The sequence below is a fragment of the Flagellimonas sp. genome (assembly GCF_965215805.1).
GTDB lineage: Bacteria > Bacteroidota > Bacteroidia > Flavobacteriales > Flavobacteriaceae > Flagellimonas.
The window spans coordinates 412,501-430,726 of sequence record NZ_OZ244124.1 but is presented as its reverse complement, the minus strand read 5'-3'; the positions used below and the strand labels follow the sequence as shown (position 1 = coordinate 430,726).

Sequence of the window (18,226 nt, the reverse complement as noted above, 5' to 3'; positions counted from 1 at the left end):
ATTAGGCTTTTAATCTGGCAAATAGTCCATCATCGGTTTTTTGTACCTCAAATAACCCAAGTTTTGCCAAATTTTTGGTGCTTTTATCCCATTTTTTACCGCTGAGTGCGGCTTTTTCCTTGAGATCGGCCAAAGGCAATTCTCCTATGGGCTTCAGGATATCCACTATGATTTTTTCCTCTTCGGTAAGTTCTACCTGCTTCTTCTCCGGACGCATTTGCGGGAAGAACAACACCTCTTGAATGGACGAATTATTGGTCATCAGCATGACCAAACGATCAATGCCGATTCCAATCCCTGAAGTTGGGGGCATACCGTATTCCAGGGCACGTAAAAAATCCTGATCAATGAACATGGCCTCATCATCTCCTTTTTCAGAAAGTTTGAGTTGCTCTTCAAAACGCTCCCGTTGATCAATGGGGTCGTTCAGCTCGGAATAGGCATTGGCCAATTCTTTCCCATTCACCATCAGCTCAAAACGTTCTGTAAGGGCAGGATTGTCACGATGTTCTTTTGTCAACGGACTCATTTCTTTGGGATAATCGGTAATAAAAGTTGGCTGCACATAGTGGTGTTCGCACTTCTCCCCAAAAATTTCATCAATGAGTTTGCCAACGCCCATGGTTTCATCCACTTCAATATCGAGTTTTTGGGCTACTTCCCTAAGTTGGGTCTCGTCCATTCCTGCTACATCATGACCTGTGTGTATTTTAATTGCTTCCAAAATAGGTACACGGGCATAGGGAGCCTTGAACTCAATTTCATTATCTCCTACGGTAACCTTGGTGCTTCCATTGGCATCCAGGGCGATTTTCTCCAACAACTGTTCGGTGGTTTCCATCATCCAATTGTAGTCCTTATAGGCGACATAGAGCTCCATTACAGTAAACTCTGGATTATGGGTTCGATCCATCCCCTCGTTTCTAAAATCCTTGGAGAATTCATATACCCCATCAAAACCGCCTACGATAAGCCTTTTTAGATAAAGCTCATTGGCAATCCTTAGGTACAAGGGAATGTTCAAAGCATTGTGATGAGTCAAAAACGGACGCGCCGCGGCACCTCCAGGAATCGGCTGCAAAATGGGAGTTTCCACTTCCAAATATCCCCTGTCATTGTAGAATTCACGGATGCTATTGGTGATCTTGGTTCGTTTAATAAAAGTTTCCTTTACCGATGGATTGACCACCAAATCCACATATCGTTGGCGATAGCGCTGCTCAGGGTCAGTAAAGGCATCATAAGTCACCCCATCCTTTTCCTTGGGTAATGGTAGTGGTCGAAGGGCTTTGCTGAGCAAAGTGAAATCCTTTACCATCACGGTTTTCTCGCCAACCTTTGTCGTGAACAATTCACCCTCAACCCCTATGAAATCACCAAAATCAATTAGTTTTTTGAATACGTCATTGTATTTGCTCTTATCCTCACCAGGACAAATTTCATCTCTATTGAAATAAACCTGGATACGACCCTCGCTATCTTGTAACTCGGCAAAAGAGGCTTTCCCCTGTATTTTAATTGACATCAGTCTACCGGAAACCACCACCTTTTTTCCTTCCTCAAAATCGTTTTTGATGCTTTTGGAAGTAGCATCAACTGGATAAAGTGCAGCAGGGTAAGGGTTGATTCCCAACTCCCTTAGCTTTGATAATTTTTCCCTTCGAACGATTTCCTGTTCCGATAGTTGCATAGTCTATAAAAAATTAAAGCGCAAAATTACACTTTTGCGCTTTAATTCCTTACTTCGACCCGCTTATTGTGGCATAATTGGGAGTATACGGTTGGCCACTTAGAATTTGGGCCATGTCTTCTTCCAAAGATTCAATAGGACTTTCCACGATTCGGTTGACCTCTTTTCCATTTTTATAGAAGAGCATGGTTGGTACCCTGATGATGTTCAAACCTCTTTCTTCTCCTGTTGGGCTGGTTTTTACCTTCCCCTTTCTACGGTCCAGGGCCACAATATCGATATTTTCCATAGGAAAGCCTGCTGTTTCAAGGATTTTCAGAAAACGGGGCACTTCCCTTTTGCTGTCTCCGCACCAGGTGCCCAAAAACAGTTTAAGGTGACAATCCTGCAGAGAGGTTTTAAAAAGCTCCACTAGGGCACTGTCCACAACATAAGATTCATGCCCGGATTGGAACCAGTCCTTATAGGGTTGGGTTCGTAGCCCTTCCATAGTTATTTTGCCCAATAAAAAGGACTTCCCATTTTCCAATTGGACTTCTTCGTTAAAGGTTTGGGAGCTCAATACTCCAGCACAAAACAATAGAAGTGCTAAGAATGTACATTTCATGATTTTCGGATTTAAAGTTGCTCCGAAAATGGCCTAAATACTGCTTGGGTTTTATGGGAAAGGGTTGGAATTGGGGTCTAGACCCTGGGTGGATTTTTACTTTTTGAATCGGGCAACCACTTCCTGCCTGGAGGATACGTCCAACTTTTTATAGAGATTGTTGATGTGTGTTTTGATTGTGCTCAGGCTAACAAACATTTCGGCTGCAATCTCCTTGTTGCTTCGGTCATTGAGGATGTATTTCACTATTTTTTGTTCTTGGGAAGTGAGTTTTTGTAATAGTTGCCGTTTTTGCTTTTTGGTTTTGGACTGGCTTCGAAACACTAGATATATATTGAGTCCAATGGAAAATGCCAGCAAGCCTGTTAAAACCCATTTCCAACTCCACGCATCACCGTTACGGAAGGAGACCAAATGTTGATCCGAGACAATTTCAGCTTCATACTGCTTGGTAAAGCCCGTATTGGGATAGCGGCTCTTCAATCTGGTTAGCAAATTAGCATAGTAATTATTTTCAGAAACGTCCAACAGGTAATGGTTATAGGTTTCGTTTCTTTTATCCGAAAGGAAATCATAGATATAAAGTTCGGCGAGCGGCTCCTCAGCTGATTGCCCAAAGTCTTGGAGCTTTCCAAACCATTTAGCTGAGTTAAGCTTTTGGTTGGCCTCGCTCCTAAATTCCATGAAATCGAAAACCATCTCCTCCTTCAAAGCTTCTATATCGAGTATTAATACTGATTTGGGATTGGTGGAATTTACGGTGCACAGCGTCTGGTTCCCAAAGGAGGTGGGAAAATGCAAAGTATCCCTGTTGTTGGCGATAAACAGAACACTTTGGCTACTGTTGCAATGTCCTAAAAAATGCTGCGCATTGGCATTTTCAGAACATCCGTCCAAATGAATTCGGTATATCCTGTTGTCATCCAGAAGGTTGTTGCCCTCAAAACTAAATTGGCCCAATGAATCCACAGCTACCTTTCTGATGATCTGCTCCAAATACACCCTTGAGGATTTGCGATAATCCTCAACTAAGGACAAATAGACCCAACTGCCCGAATTTTCCTTGGATAATTCTCCAGAAAAATGGTATTGCCCCACAACAGCAAAGCTGCTCAACAGAAAAACAAAAAATGCAAATGCCCGCATACAAGTCTAATGGAAATTAAAAATAGTGGTTTTGTGTAACAAAATGGGTAAATAAGCTACCTATAAGTATCATCAATCATTAATCAAGATCATGAGTTTCTGGCGTGTTTTATTGGCTATAATTTTTCCCCCTTTGTCAGTCATCGGAAAAGGTTGTGGGTCTTTTGTTATTGTATTACTTTTAACCCTTTGTGGCTGGGTTCCAGGAGTTATTGGGGCACTGGTCATCCTAAATAACACTAACTAAAATCACTTCCATGAAAAAAATCCAGTTTTGGGCCTGTGCCATTGTACTTGCCTTGACCTCCTCTTGCAATTTTACCGAAGAAATTTTTTTGAACGAAGACGGAACGGGCAAGTTGTCCATCAATTTTGATGGCTCGGAACTTATGGAAATGGCTGGGGAGGAAATGAAAAAATCCAATGAAAAACCTGTGGATTCCTTGATTTCCTTTAAGGACCTATTGGAAGAAAAGAAGGACAGTATCTCGCAATTATCACCTGAGGAACAGGCAAAACTGAAGAAATTGGAGCCTTTTAAAATGCACATGGTCATGAACCCGGATGAAAAGGTGATGAAATTTGATCTTTTCAGTGAATTCAAAAAAATAGAGGAAGTCAACGATGCTTTCAATGCCTTCCAAGGGGCTAGTTCCTTTGGTCCAGGAAGTGGACAGGAGCAACCTGGCGGTTTAGGTTCCGAGGAACCTACCACTGAGGTATCTTATTCCTTTGCCAAGAACACGTTTACCCGAAAGGCCAAAATCATAGATCAAGAACTTTTTCAGCAAAGTTTGGACAGTATGCAAGGAGCGGAAATGTTCCTTTCCGGGTCCACATATACTTTGAAATATCATTTCCCGCGGAGAGTAAAATCCGCCAATGTGGAAGGTGCTACTTTTAGTGCCGATGGCAAAACGCTTTTCTACGAGGTTGGATTTATGGATTTGATGAAGGACCCTTCCTCCTTGGATTTGGAAGTAGAGCTGGAGGATTAGACTGCTGTGTAGGGTCTTCGTATCTTTGCAGGATGAACAAGAAAGTTATTCTTCAGGATCTGGGACTCAAAGATTACAAGGAAACTTGGGATTATCAGGAAGAATTGTTCCAAGAAATTGTAGATCAAAAAATCCAAAATAGGAGAAACGGCACCCAAGAGCCCACCCAGAACCATTTTCTATTTGTGGAACATCCCCATGTGTACACTTTGGGCAAAAGTGGGAACATGGACAACCTTTTGGTCAACGAAGCCCAATTAAAGGCCAAAGAGGCTTCATTTTATAAGATCAATAGGGGAGGGGATATTACTTATCATGGGCCTGGACAAATTGTGGGGTATCCCATTTTAGACCTGGACAACTTTTTTACGGATATACATAAGTACCTTCGACTTTTGGAGGAAATGGTGATTTTAACTTTGGCAGAATACGGATTAAAGTGTGAACGCTCCGAAGGAGAAACTGGGGTTTGGCTGGATGTAGGCACTCCCTTTGCCCGAAAGATTTGTGCCATGGGCGTACGAGCCAGTAGATGGGTGACCATGCATGGTTTTGCCTTGAACGTGAATGCCGATCTCGGGTATTTTGACCTCATGATTCCCTGTGGTATCAAGGACAAAGCAGTTACCTCCTTAAATGTGGAGCTAGGTCAAAAAACGGTGGACATGAATGAGGTAAAGGGTAAACTGTTAAAGCACTTTGAACATCTTTTTGAGGCAGAACTAAGCCAAGCCAAAGTGGTTAGTTGAACGGACCATTTTGCGCGGCGTCCCCATCGTCCTCATCACCTTTGTCATTTACCACAATACCATTTCCATTGGTGTCTACCCCATTTCCTGGAGTACTATCAGGATCGGGAGCTCCGCTTTTTGTGACCTCTGCTATGACAATGGCGTTTTCTTTTGTAACATATTTGGCAATTAAACTTAACACCTTGCCTTTGTAGGGTACCGCTTCGCCCACCTTCCAAATACCGGTTATTGGGTCAAAATCGTATTTGTTTGGCGTGAAACTGGATAATTCCAGTCCAGAATTCAGGGTCACCTGAACTTCTACGCCTTGCACTGCCTCCTCTCCCATGTTTTTTACCGTGATATTAAATACGGCAGGATCTCCCAGCAAGGATGTGGGCAGTACATGGACATCAAGCTCCAGGTCCTGGGCAGTTAGCATGCCGAAACTTGAGAATAGAAGAACAAGAATTGTGGAAAATTTAAGCTTTAACATAATCAAGTATTTGTATTCTAAAATGTTATTGTTATCGTACCCGGCTCATTTGAACCATATATAGAACCGTTAAAATATCTGGGGTGCAAGTGGTATAATTGAATTGGAATCTGTTTAATCCTTCAATAACGTTGTCCGTTTGGTCCAAATATTTTCCTCTTCGTGAATAGAAATGGGTATGAATATTACCTGGCCCCAAGGTAACGCCCGAGAGTTTAAAATAATTGAGTGGGCCACCTCTCCCAGTGGGGATTACACAGGCGCTTACCGTTCCTTTGTGCGTATCGAAATCCCCGTTGTCAAAATCAAATCGAAGATCAAAAGTGGCGTTTAAATGACCAATAGGTAGGTTATCAAACTTCAACCGCAATGTACCGGAGACATCATAATCAATAAGATGCGAAATTGTAGACACATCCACTTCCCACGTTCCAATGAGGCAACCGTCCAAGGTTCCCTCAGTTCCGCTGCAACAATCTGCTTTGGCGATGAGTTCATAAGGAATGGTCAGATCTCCTATTCCCTCGGTTTCGAGATGCGAAATCATCACCGTTACGTCCATGGGAGAAAAACAGTTCCCTGATAGCTCAACGGGTGAATCCCAGTTTCGGATTTCACCGCCCATTGGAGGCATCAGCGAGGAATAGAACGTACCTTCGGAGCCAATGGGTGGACGCAGTTTAACATTAAAGCCTGTTGGAACCTCAATGTTGATCACCTCCCGCTGTCCAAAATTTATACCTCTGGGGATGCTAATGTTCTCTTTGTCCGGCTCCAGAACAAAATCCGAATCCGGAATCATACCGGAACCTGGTATAGGGTTACTTGTACCGGAATCTTTGAGGTAACGCATGGTAAAATCAAAGAGGAAGTTGTGGAAAAGTTCATCAAATCCTATGGATTTCAAATAGTTCATACGGGCTTTAATGGTCTTCAACCCAGTAAGGGCATTCATCAATTCCACCACGGACGCTTTTCCATTTTCCTTTGCATAATAATACCACAGAACATAAGCTCTGTATGGCTGTGTGAAAAGACGGTTGAAGTCATATGCCATTGCGTACCTGTGCTCTTGGTCGGCAGTTTTATAAGCTTCCGACGACAAGAACTCTGCTACGCTTTCATCCCACCAAGCATCCAAATCTTCTTCCAAACTGGCTGTTTTGGGCACGTTTTCCTCTACAAAACAATGGCCAATCTCATGGGCAAATATTTGTTTTCTGGATTCTCGGGATTCCTCGCTAAGGGATGGTACCCCGGAACGCATCCAACATTCATCATCTTGGTATAACCAGAATTTCTCTCCTGACGTAGTCCCGTAGTTGACATCGTTAAGGATGTAGTGGAGGGATTTGTCCATGGTTCCATACTCCACATAAGTCCTTCTGGATTGGGTAATGGCAGCCATAGCATCCTCGATCAAGCGCATTCTTGGCCCACCGGTATCGGGATACCAGCTTCTAGGGGTAACCACATAGTCTTTACCGTTTTCATGGTGAAATGCCCAACAATCCAGGCCACCTATATCGGAATCTTCATCCCCTTCAAGATATACGGCCAAAAGATTTTCAGGGCCATCATCTCCATATATGACGGGTTTATTGGGTAAATCAGAGCATTTTGTTACCCGGTATTGGGCCGATGTCTCAAAAACAAAAAAACCACACAGGAATAGAATTGGCAATTTCAGGTGTTTGACAATTTTCTTTACGACTGGTGGTTTCATGATCTCTCTAATTTTTGTTTGTGGCTACATATGGTGTTTGTTGTTTAGGATTTTCCCTTGAAAGGGTTCAAATGGCAGTGCTCTGGTTCTTGAATGGTTTTATCTACTTAAGCTAGTGAGCTGCATACTGCCCATAAGCTTTCCGTTTTGGTTGTAGCTTTCTTGTTTTACAATGCCAACATCTTCAGCCAACCACATTCTTGAAGAAAAGGTTTGGGTTCCAACCATCATTTTGGTTTTGGTATCGCTGTACACCACATAGCAATCAAAAGAGCCTGCAGGAGTGGTTACATTTTCCTTTTTCTCCACCTTCCGGTTCACTTGCTCCACTTTCATGTCTACATTAAAAGCACCACCCAAACTTCCACTTACGTTCACATAGGCATCTGCAAGTTCTTGGCCCACACTTAAATTGTTTGGCAATTCAATATCGTGCCCGGTAATGTCTACTTCGGTGCCACCAAATTGCCCCATCATTTGTTGGTTCATCAAGGTCTCAAAGTCGATGATAACTTTATCGCCGCGACATGTCAAATCATAATTTGAAGTGAATACGCCCCCTTTTTTGGCCTTGAGCTCCATGGATAGGGTTGCTTTGGTTTCGCTGCTGCTTTCCTGTACATCAATAACTTTGTATTCCACGGTACTATCCTCTTTTCCTTTTCTATTGAAAGAGGTATAGGTCATGGATACACCCTCCTCCATGGGATAATACTTGCTACAGTTGGATTGGGCAGATGCCATTGGAGCCATTAATCCGAAGCAAATGGCAGCTAAAAAAAGATTTTTCATTATTGGGATTTTTTATTGTCTTATAAATTCAACTCTTCTGTTTTGCGCTTTCCCATCCGGACTGTTATTGTCGGCTACGGGCTCAGATTCCCCTTTTCCATCCACAGTCAATCTGTTACCATTTACTCCGTAAACGGATACCAGTGCATTTTTTACCGATGCCGCGCGCTTTTTGGACAGAGCCATGTTGTTTGCATCGCTGCCATCGCTATCCGTATGCCCCACAATTTTTAGGTTGATAGATCCATCTTGCTGCATCACTTGGTAGATCTGTCGAATAATACCCATGGATTCAGGTTTGATATTGGCTGATCCAGTGTCGAACAAGATTCCATTGGTGGAAATTTTACCTTCTGCAATTAGTTTTCTGCGAAGGTCAACGCCCCCCTCAGCAACTTTAAGATTGGATATGAAAACCTTTTCCTTTCCATCCTTAAAGCCGTTGGCAAGAAATTTTACGGTGTGAATCACGGCTCCTGGCGCCACCAATCTGGGAACATCAATATATTTTACCTCGTTTACCCATAACCTAAACCGCTGTTTGTTTACGGCGATGGAAACATGGGGATTGTTCAGAACCACATCCCTAAGATCCGCCTTGACCGTGCTTCTTATTTCCCTTTTTCCGTTGATATTGTTCTGCACCGTAACTCCAATGGCGGCATACTGACAGAATGGAATTTCTGCATAGGCATTGTTGCTTCCAGGTTTGAATGCATCATCATTACTTAGGGTTATGGCCACCTTTGCTTGGGAGGAGGTTTGTCTATCCAGACCTACTGCGGCCAAGTCAAACTCAATGGTATACTCTTCCGGTAGTTGCGGAACATTGGGTATGTAATAAATGTTGAAGCCTGATTTAAGTTCCAACCATTTTTGTGGTGAATCTCCCAGAGTTACGATTTCACCGCCTGCATTGGTGTTCCATTTAGAGGGGAAGTCCCCAATAAAATCATTGCCAAAATCATCGAAGAACATTTGTTTGTCACCAGGCACATAATCGAACTTGCTGTAGACCTCTATGGTTTTAGGGCCAGATGAACTAGTTGGCCCTCCAGACTGCCCGCCTTGGGCATTGGGCTCATTTCCGGTTGGACTGGGCGGGGTGTTTGGGCCTTGTTTGTTTCCTCCAGAGCCCGGCTCCAAAATACTATCCAGAACCTGATCTGTTTTTTCTGAGGCTTCTTTATCAACGCGTCGTTCTATGGTACGTTCAGCAGCTCTTTCTGCTCGTTTACCAAGTTTTTTTAATAATTGGGCATTGCCGCTTAGACAAAACCCAAATACGAGGACAAAACCCAATAGGATTTTGCCAGGGGATGAGGTTTTCATTGCTATAGTGTTTTGATAGTGTGTCTTTTAAGTTAAAAGATCCACTAGAAAACTACAAAAGTTATCCCCGCAAATGAGAACAAGATGTGTGATCTGTTCCAACTTATGTATAAGCTGCAATTGAGGGCTTTAATTGATCCTATAGACAATTATGGAATTTTCTTGATCCTTGGCCACGAGCTCCAACCGCTTGTCGTTGTCCATATCCACCATATCAATGAGGGAGTTTCCAAAAACAGGGAAGTTGGGAATGGATTTGGCCTGGCTGTCAAAAAGATAGATTTTTTGACTTTGGATGTCGGTTACACTCACATAAATCTTGTCATAGATGTAGAAAATCTTCGGTTGGGTATATACACCAAGCTCCAGCTCCACCTTTTTTCCTTTGATGGTAAGTACGTTATCATCCATGAACACCAAGGTTTTACTGGTGGTGTACATTCCATGATCCTGACTTAGGTTAAAATTGGTGCTGGTGAGTTTTCCCCTCGCATCTATTTGGTGAAGTACTCCTTTTTTATTGGTGACGGAAAACTTATTCTTATATAAAAAGACACCGTTGTTGGAGAAATCGATTTTTTCGGGCACTTTGATGCGGTCTCCCCCTGATCGGTGAAGGATTTTTAACGTTTTGTCCTCCAACTGAAAAACGAGATAGTCCTTATTCCCCATTCTAAAATGGTTGGGTGCAGATAAAATGGGACTTTGCGCGCGGGTATAGGTGAAGCCATCCACTATGTTGCCCCGATTGTTGTACATAAAAACCTTTTCCCCTTGGGTAACGACAAATCTATAGTCCTTCTGTCCTTCATAGTCAAAAACGGCAAGTGGGTTCAAATTTCCTCCTTCGTATTTCATTTTGAAGGGAGGTACATCTTCCCCATTTCTGTCCACGATCATAAATTCGTTGCTGGTGCAAAAGGCCAACTGCAACCTACCATTTTTGTAGATGTCCACTTGATGGATCTTGCCTTGGATTCTCCCCTCCAACTGCTTTTTCCAAAGTACTTTCCCATCTGTGGAAATAAGGTGCAATACGTTATTTTGATCCTGTACTACAACTTCTTGTTTGTTGGTACGATGGTTTTTAACAAACTGTGGGTTAATGGCCAAATCGGTATCCAGTTCCAAAGTGAACAGCGGTGTGACAGATTTTGAAGTAACGGTTTTGGCAATCTTGCCAATACTAATATTGGCATGGGAAAATCCATTGTCCGATACAAACTGGGCTGCAAAAGTATGATCCTTAAAGTTGGAGGCCTTGAACGCATCACTCACCGCTGGCACCAAATCCTTTTCGGCAAAATAATCCACTCCAGAGGCATTGGAGACAAACAGAATGCTGGATTCGTTAGCTAGGGTTTCGGCGGCTGTCTTAAATGCAGCTGTATTGCCAAAAGTGGCACTGCTTTTATAATTGCTCAATACGGTTTGCAGTGCTTCCTTTTTCTCAGAAAAGACAAAAGTATTCTCGAGAATGGTGCAAAAATTGGATTCAAATCCTGTTAGCAATGGATTAAATCCTTCGGTTAAGAAATCCTTGGACTTTAAGGACAGAATCTCACTCCCTTGATAATTGGAAGTGTCGGTTTTGTCATTGTTTAGAAATTCAGAAATACTTTCTGTGCCGAAAGAATTGAGAAGTACAACCTTGTCATTGTTTACCCTGATAATGCCCAGTTCCTCAATAGTATTGAATAACGAATCGGTGGGCTTCACTCTATTTAGATACTCATTCTGATTTTTGGCAAAGACGGAATAGTCATCAAAAGTGTAGGAAACCAAGGCCTGTGTGTTTTGCGGAGAAAAAAGCTGGGCCTTATTGGCCAATGGACTGGTACCCTTAAATAGATTGATGAAATTTTTAGTGGAATCGGAAGCCAAAGCTACCCCACTAAGGCTAATTTGATCCGAGTTGGCCGAAAAATCCAGAGACAACCAATCCGAAAAGGACTGTGTACGGTTTTGCCCCTCCTTGATTTGGGCTGAGGGCATTGCTGAGGGTTCGTCCAAATGAACAAAAAATGTTGCGGATTTGGATGGAGCCGATGTGCTGTACAATCGTTTAAGTACCCCACTTGCCGTATTGGGATTTGGGGTTCTAGCTATATTTTCTATCAGTATTTGGGAAGAGCTTAGATGCAAAACATCGTCTAGTAGAAGACTGAATATGGCTTGGTCACCCTGTGTATACTTGGTGATGTTTTTGTTTTGATAGGTCAAGGTCTCCACCGTGCGGTCACCAATGCTGTCCGCCGAAAAGCTTGTGGCATTCCGTTTCAAGGTAAAAACAAACTCATGATTGTTCTTTCCCACTTCGTAAAAGGCTGCCAAACATTCAGCATCAGTGCTAAGGTGGTTGAGTCCCTTAAGTTTCTTTTCCAAGTCTTGGTGAATGCCAAAACCCTTGGTTTTTTCCAAAAATGCGCTGTTTTTCAGTTCGCTTTTAAAATTGGAGAGGTTATTGATCTTGATGATCAGACTGGCGTTGGGCAATAAATGACTCAACAAGGAATCGGTTGATTGCACTTCAGGCTTGCAGCAAAGAAGAAATGAAGCAAGCAAATAGAGTAGTGCCTTATGTTTCATTTTTGAAGTTTGGAACAAATTTAGGTTTTTAGAAGTCCAGAGTCAATTGTTCCGGAAGCTGTCTGAAGCTTTTTCTGTGGTATTTGGTGAGGCCAAATTCTCTTATGGCGTCGCGATGTTCCTTGGTAGGGTATCCTTTGTTCTTTTTCCAATTGTACATGGGGTACTCTTCATGGATTTTTGCCATAAACTCATCCCTATAGGTTTTGGCCAACACGGAGGCGGCCGCTATACTCATGAATTTTCCATCACCTTTGATGATGCATTCATGGCCAATTTCCAAATACGGTTTAAACCTGTTTCCATCTACCAAAATAAAGCTTGGTGTGGTTTGTAATCCGTCAAGTGCACGGTGCATGGCCAAAATGGAGGCGTTCAAAATATTGATGCTATCAATTTCCTCTTCAAAAACATGACAAACCGAATAGGAAACGGCCTCACTTTCCAAAATAGGTCTCAGCTGTTCCCTTTTTAGTTCCGTAAGTTGTTTGGAATCGTTCAATATGCCATTTCGAAAATCCTCGGGTAAGATGATAGCTCCTGCCGTCACGGGCCCGGCCAAACAACCTCTACCTGCTTCATCGGTACCGGCTTCATTTATAAATTTATAATGGTTTTTGAGCATGGTTAAAAATGGCACTCGTCATGTTGGACTGTTGAAAACTAAGAAGAAATGCCCTAAAAAAAAACCTTAGTTTTTCTACAACTAAACTTTCACATTTCTTTAGAAACAAAACATATACCTTTGCCTGACCAATAGTACGGAATGAGATTTGTATTTTTTGCCCTACTCTTTGTTGTGAATCTGTCCTTGTTTGCCCAACAGGATTCCGTTCCACCACCAAAAAAGATAGACTCCCTGCCTATAAAGCAGGATTCCATTTCCAAAATTCAAAAATTGGATTCTTTGACTGTTAAGTTGGATTCCATTTCCTTGGCGAAAAAATCGGATTCAATTCCTGCAAAACTGGATTCAATTTCGAAAATGAAGAAGCTGGATTCCATTACCATGGAAAGGGATTCAGTTAAAAAACCCAAGAAGCTGGATTCCCTGGCCAAAAAGAAACCGGCCAAGAAAAAACCAATGCTGAATAGGCCTAGGATACCTGAATTGGTGGAGGACACGGTTCGTATTGAAGATTACAAGATCATTTCCTATGCAAGGGATACGACCATTTTGGATACTACCTTGACCATAAGAAAGGAGTACAAATACAATTATCTGCGAAAGGATGATTTTGAAGTAATGCCCTTTGAGAACATTGGCCGTCCTTATAATGTTTTGGGAAGGACGTTCTCCAAGAATTCGTACTACCCACTTCTCGGGGCAACCGCTCGCCATGCCAATTATATGGAAGTGGAGGACATTAATTATTATCATGTCCCCACACCAATGACGGAGCTCATGTTCAAGACAACCTTGGAGCAGGGGCAGTTGTTGGATGCTTTGTTGGCCTTCAATCTTTCAAAACAGTTTAGTGCTTCCGTAGCCTATAAGGGCTTTAGGTCTTTGGGAAAATATAGGTTTGATCAAACCCAATCGGGCAACTTCAGAACAACCTTTAACTATGTGAACAAGAAGAACAATTATACCATTCGTGGCCATATTACAGCCCAAGATTTGGAATCTGAGGAAAATGGAGGACTATTGCTTAGGGAGCAGTTTGAGAGTACGGAAACCGATGACTTTTCCGATCGGTCCCGAATAGATGTTGTATACACCAATGCGAACAATAGAATATTGGGTAAGCGGTACTATTTTGATCACCAGTGGAAACTGTTCAATGTAAAAAAGGATTCTACAAAAGGATTGCCAACTAGCTTGACTTTGGGCCATGAGTTTACTTATGAAACCAAGTTTTATGACTTTACCCAATCTTCCCAGAACAGTGCTTTTGGAAGTGACCCTTTTGTAACACCAATTGAGGATCGGGCTCGATTAAAGACAATGTTCAATAAAGCATCAGCTCAGTTTTCAAACCGCATTTTGGGAAAGCTTACAGGAATGGTGAGCTTGTATAACTACAACTACTTCTTCAATAGCATTTTGGAAACGGATTCAGGCATTATTCAAAATAAATTGGAAGGAGAGGAGATAAGTGTTGGAGGAACCTATCTCAAGGATTTGGGAAGGTTGAGGTTGAGTGGCGATCTGAATTATAATATATCTGGAGAATTGGCTGGAAATGCCTTTAATGCCAAAGTGGAGTATCAAATTAATGACAACTATAGGATAACAGGGGGGATTCATGCTTCATCCAGAATGCCTGATTTCAATTATTTGTTGTACCAGAGCGATTATAGGAATTACAATTGGCAAAACACCGCTACGTTTGACAAACAACAAATTCAGAACATAAGTTTTGGGATTGACTCAAAGCTTTTGGGCCATTTGGAAGCAGAGTACAGTGCCATTGATAATTATACCTATTTCCAGTCTACTGCAACGCAAGAACAAATTGATAATGGGGAGGAAACCGCTTTTGTGAAACCATTTCAGGAAGCCTCCACTATAAATCATTTGCGTGTAAAATATTTCAAGGAGGTTAAATGGAGAAGGTGGGCGTTGGCCAATACGGTCTTGTATCAAAATGTAACGCAGGACAACAACGTAATTAATTTGCCTCAAGTATTGACAAGGAACACCTTGTATTTCTCTAAGGATGTATTTAAAAAAGCAATGTTCTTGCAAACAGGCGTAACGTTTAAATATTTTACGTCCTATAATATGAATGCGTACAATCCACTGTTAGGGGAGTTTTATATTCAAAACAATGAGGAGTTTGGAGGTTACCCGCTGCTGGACTTCTTTATTAATGCAAAAGTTAGACAAACAAGGATTTATCTGAAGGCGGAACACTTTAATACCTTATTTACTTCGGAACCTAATTATTACTCGGCTCCAAATTACCCATACCGTGATTTTGTAATCCGTTTTGGTTTGGTTTGGAATTTCTTTTCATAAAGTTGGAAGAATTATCGGATAATTCATTGTTGAAAAACAGCAGGTTACAAAATCATTCATTTTTTTGACAAAAAATATAGCCGAAACTATTTGCTGAGTAAAAATAAGCTGTTTATATTTGCACCCGCTTAGCTGATAAGGCTGGGTTGTTTTCAGGGTTTTGGAAAGGGTCTTCGGGCCTGTTTTTTTGCCCTGGTATTTAGAAGTTCATTGGACATATTGTAAAGACAGCGTAATTAAAGAATAACGAGGAACCATTTTGATGTCAGTTACTTGGATTGTTTGGGAGTTTACATTATTTAACTTTTTACAATGAAGAGTTTGATCCTGGCTCAGGATGAACGCTAGCGGCAGGCCTAACACATGCAAGTCGAGGGGTAACAGGAAGAAGCTTGCTTTTTTGCTGACGACCGGCGCACGGGTGCGGAACGCGTATGGAACCTGCCCCTGTCAGGGGAATAGCCCAGAGAAATTTGGATTAATGCCCCATGGTATCGAGGTATCGCATGATACTTTGATTAAAGATTTATCGGACAGGGATGGCCATGCGTACCATTAGCTTGTTGGTGAGGTAACGGCTTACCAAGGCAACGATGGTTAGGGGCCCTGAGAGGGGGATCCCCCACACTGGTACTGAGACACGGACCAGACTCCTACGGGAGGCAGCAGTGAGGAATATTGGACAATGGTCGGAAGACTGATCCAGCCATGCCGCGTGCAGGATGACTGCCCTATGGGTTGTAAACTGCTTTTACATGGGAAGAAACCTATCTACGTGTAGATAGCTGACGGTACCATGAGAATAAGGACCGGCTAACTCCGTGCCAGCAGCCGCGGTAATACGGAGGGTCCGAGCGTTATCCGGAATCATTGGGTTTAAAGGGTCCGTAGGCGGGCCGTTAAGTCAGGGGTGAAAGTCTGCGGCTCAACCGTAGAACTGCCTTTGATACTGGCGGTCTTGAGTCGTTGTGGGGTTGCCGGAACATGTGGTGTAGCGGTGAAATGCATAGATATCACATAGAACACCGATCGCGAAGGCAGGTAACCAACAACGTACTGACGCTGATGGACGAAAGCGTGGGTAGCGAACGGGATTAGATACCCCGGTAGTCCACGCCGTAAACGATGGATACTAGCTGTCGGGTCTTCGGACTCGGCGGCCAAGCGAAAGTGATAAGTATCCCACCTGGGGAGTACGTTCGCAAGAATGAAACTCAAAGGAATTGACGGGGGCCCGCACAAGCGGTGGAGCATGTGGTTTAATTCGATGATACGCGAGGAACCTTACCAGGGCTTAAATGTAACGGGACAGGCTTAGAGATAGGCTTTTCTTCGGACTCGTTACAAGGTGCTGCATGGTTGTCGTCAGCTCGTGCCGTGAGGTGTCAGGTTAAGTCCTATAACGAGCGCAACCCCTACCGTTAGTTGCCAGCGATTCAAGTCGGGGACTCTAACGGGACTGCCGGTGCAAACCGTGAGGAAGGTGGGGACGACGTCAAATCATCACGGCCCTTACGTCCTGGGCCACACACGTGCTACAATGGCCGGTACAGAGGGAAGCCACCCCGTAAGGGGGCGCGGATCTACAAAGCCGGTCACAGTTCGGATCGGGGTCTGCAACTCGACCCCGTGAAGCTGGAATCGCTAGTAATCGGATATCAGCCATGATCCGGTGAATACGTTCCCGGGCCTTGTACACACCGCCCGTCAAGCCATGGAAGCCGGGAGTGCCTGAAGTCCGTCACCGAGAGGAGCGGCCTAGGGCAAAATCGGTAACTAGGGCTAAGTCGTAACAAGGTAGCCGTACCGGAAGGTGCGGCTGGAACACCTCCTTTCTAGAGAAAGACGACCGGAGGTCCAGGTCCGGCATCGGGTGTTTTCCTTGTTTTTCTTTAAGCTGTCTTGCGATATGCCATCATACTGGCGGATTTAGGCCAAACAGTCTCATAGCTCAGCTGGTTAGAGCGCTACACTGATAATGTAGAGGTCGGCAGTTCGAGTCTGCCTGAGACTACAAAGTTGTCGAAGAGGGACGAGGAGCCTGTGCTGAGCGCAGTCGAAGCAAGTCTGCCTGAGACTACTGAAGGTACGAAGGCGTAAGCCGGAAGTACGAAGTTCATTGAGTATTGAATAGGAAATTCTGGAAGTTGGGCGGTAGTTATGGACTAACTACTAACTACTATGTACTAACGACTAGTATATGGGGAATTAGCTCAGCTGGCTAGAGCGCCTGCCTTGCACGCAGGAGGTCACCGGTTCGACTCCGGTATTCTCCACTTGTGCCCGGCTTGACTGGGTACCTCTTTGGTAGGGCACCGACGAACATCGGTCCTTCACTGAAGAGGCCCCGAATCAAGTTTGGGGTGAACGTTCATTGACATATTGGGACGGAGCGCGATGGGAATTTGTCCCGTTGTTGCGAAGTCGAAGAAGAAACACGAAGTAGAATAGAATATATAAGGATTACGAGGGCATTTCCCGGCTTTATGCCGGGAGGTGCGACAAGCAAGAGAAGGGCGTATGGGGGATGCCTAGGCTCCCAGAGGCGACGAAGGACGTGATAAGCTGCGAAAAGCCGCGGGGATCTGCACACGAGAATTGATCCGCGGATGTCCGAATGGGGCAACCCGGCTGGTTGAAGGCCAGTCATCCCGATTTATCGGGAAGCTAACCCGCTGAACTGAAACATCTAAGTAGGCGGAGGAAGAGAAAACAAGAGTGATTCCGTTAGTAGTGGCGAGCGAAAGCGGAGAAGCCCAAACCAATGTTGTTTCGGCAATGTTGGGGTTGTAGGACCACGATGTTCTTTGTGCGATCAACCGGAAGCAGTTGGAAAGCTGCACGAGAGGGGTGACAGTCCCGTACGGGCAAGTCGCATTAAAGATAGTGGTATCCTGAGTAGCGCGGGGCACGTGAAACCCTGTGTGAATCCGGCGGGACCATCCGCCAAGGCTAAATACTCCTGGGAGACCGATAGTGGACCAGTACCGTGAGGGAAAGGTGAAAAGAACCGTGAATAACGGAGTGAAAGAGACCCTGAAACCATACGCCTACAAGCGGTCGGAGCATGTTTACATGTGACGGCGTGCCTTTTGCATAATGAGCCTACGAGTTACTTTTGTTAGCGAGGTTAAGCACTTCTGGTGCGCAGCCG

13 protein-coding genes, 2 tRNA genes and 2 rRNA genes (1 of these 17 cut by a window edge) are annotated in these 18,226 nt (G+C 43.7%); 8 read left to right on the top strand and 9 right to left on the bottom strand.

The window, feature by feature from the left end; translation table 11 throughout:
- Position 1: 1 nt before the first annotated feature.
- The 3 genes from lysS to ACOOE0_RS01910 all read right to left on the bottom strand — a co-directional run bounded on the left by lysS (position 2) and on the right by ACOOE0_RS01910 (position 3,443).
- The gene (lysS, locus tag ACOOE0_RS01920) at positions 2 to 1,690 is read right to left on the bottom strand and encodes a lysine--tRNA ligase (RefSeq protein WP_420400788.1); all 1,689 of its coding nucleotides are present in this window, start codon (positions 1,688 to 1,690) and stop codon (positions 2 to 4) included.
- A gap of 49 nt (positions 1,691 to 1,739) precedes the next feature.
- A complete protein-coding gene (locus tag ACOOE0_RS01915) occupies positions 1,740 to 2,297 on the bottom strand; it encodes a thioredoxin family protein (RefSeq protein WP_420400787.1) in 558 nt (185 codons plus the stop codon).
- A gap of 96 nt (positions 2,298 to 2,393) precedes the next feature.
- Positions 2,394 to 3,443: a response regulator transcription factor gene (locus tag ACOOE0_RS01910; RefSeq protein ID WP_420400786.1), complete on the bottom strand. Its 1,050-nt coding sequence runs from the start codon at positions 3,441 to 3,443 to the stop codon at positions 2,394 to 2,396.
- Between the two features lie 91 nt (positions 3,444 to 3,534).
- On the opposite strand from ACOOE0_RS01910, the gene ACOOE0_RS01905 reads away from it, so the two are divergent.
- The 3 genes from ACOOE0_RS01905 to lipB are packed head-to-tail and all read left to right on the top strand — an operon-like array spanning position 3,535 to position 5,190.
- Positions 3,535 to 3,690 (top strand): YqaE/Pmp3 family membrane protein, encoded by a 156-nt coding sequence (locus ACOOE0_RS01905; RefSeq protein WP_116183855.1) that lies wholly within the window; start codon positions 3,535 to 3,537, stop codon positions 3,688 to 3,690.
- 10 nt (positions 3,691 to 3,700) lie between these two features.
- Entirely contained in the window at positions 3,701 to 4,441 is a 741-nt protein-coding gene (locus ACOOE0_RS01900; protein WP_420400785.1) for a hypothetical protein, read from the top strand.
- A 32-nt stretch (positions 4,442 to 4,473) separates the two neighbouring features.
- Complete coding sequence (lipB, locus tag ACOOE0_RS01895; RefSeq protein WP_420400784.1) at positions 4,474 to 5,190, top strand: lipoyl(octanoyl) transferase LipB; 717 nt, start codon at positions 4,474 to 4,476, stop codon at positions 5,188 to 5,190.
- On the opposite strand, the gene ACOOE0_RS01890 is transcribed toward lipB, so the two are convergent.
- The 6 genes from ACOOE0_RS01890 to ACOOE0_RS01865 all read right to left on the bottom strand — a co-directional run bounded on the left by ACOOE0_RS01890 (position 5,183) and on the right by ACOOE0_RS01865 (position 12,732).
- The gene (locus ACOOE0_RS01890) at positions 5,183 to 5,614 is read right to left on the bottom strand and encodes a DUF11 domain-containing protein (RefSeq protein WP_420400783.1); all 432 of its coding nucleotides are present in this window, start codon (positions 5,612 to 5,614) and stop codon (positions 5,183 to 5,185) included. The genes lipB and ACOOE0_RS01890 overlap by 8 nt on opposite strands.
- An 85-nt stretch (positions 5,615 to 5,699) precedes the next feature.
- A complete protein-coding gene (locus tag ACOOE0_RS01885; RefSeq protein ID WP_420400782.1) occupies positions 5,700 to 7,394 on the bottom strand; it encodes a hypothetical protein in 1,695 nt (564 codons plus the stop codon).
- A gap of 99 nt (positions 7,395 to 7,493) precedes the next feature.
- The gene (locus tag ACOOE0_RS01880) at positions 7,494 to 8,186 is read right to left on the bottom strand and encodes a hypothetical protein (protein WP_420400781.1); all 693 of its coding nucleotides are present in this window, start codon (positions 8,184 to 8,186) and stop codon (positions 7,494 to 7,496) included.
- A gap of 12 nt (positions 8,187 to 8,198) precedes the next feature.
- Positions 8,199 to 9,518 (bottom strand): OmpA family protein, encoded by a 1,320-nt coding sequence (locus tag ACOOE0_RS01875; RefSeq protein ID WP_420400780.1) that lies wholly within the window; start codon positions 9,516 to 9,518, stop codon positions 8,199 to 8,201.
- 129 nt (positions 9,519 to 9,647) lie between these two features.
- Positions 9,648 to 12,107 (bottom strand): ribonuclease HII, encoded by a 2,460-nt coding sequence (locus tag ACOOE0_RS01870; RefSeq protein ID WP_420400779.1) that lies wholly within the window; start codon positions 12,105 to 12,107, stop codon positions 9,648 to 9,650.
- 28 nt (positions 12,108 to 12,135) lie between these two features.
- On the bottom strand, positions 12,136 to 12,732 hold the full coding sequence (locus ACOOE0_RS01865) for a ribonuclease HII (RefSeq protein ID WP_420400778.1): 597 nt from the start codon (positions 12,730 to 12,732) through the stop codon (positions 12,136 to 12,138).
- A gap of 141 nt (positions 12,733 to 12,873) precedes the next feature.
- Here ACOOE0_RS01865 and ACOOE0_RS01860 point away from each other — a divergent pair, with 141 nt between their 5' ends.
- The 5 genes from ACOOE0_RS01860 to ACOOE0_RS01840 form a co-directional block, all read left to right on the top strand.
- Positions 12,874 to 15,072 (top strand): putative porin, encoded by a 2,199-nt coding sequence (locus ACOOE0_RS01860; RefSeq protein ID WP_420400777.1) that lies wholly within the window; start codon positions 12,874 to 12,876, stop codon positions 15,070 to 15,072.
- 309 nt (positions 15,073 to 15,381) lie between these two features.
- Positions 15,382 to 16,907: ribosomal RNA gene (locus ACOOE0_RS01855) — 16S ribosomal RNA — on the top strand.
- Positions 16,908 to 17,012: 105 nt separating this feature from the next.
- Positions 17,013 to 17,086: transfer RNA gene (locus ACOOE0_RS01850), tRNA-Ile, on the top strand.
- 188 nt (positions 17,087 to 17,274) lie between these two features.
- Positions 17,275 to 17,348, top strand: a tRNA-Ala gene (locus tag ACOOE0_RS01845).
- Between the two features lie 222 nt (positions 17,349 to 17,570).
- A 23S ribosomal RNA gene (locus ACOOE0_RS01840) occupies positions 17,571 to 18,226 on the top strand (it continues 2,175 nt past the right edge of the window).
- The 16S and 23S rRNA genes sit together here with 2 tRNA genes alongside, the layout of an rRNA operon.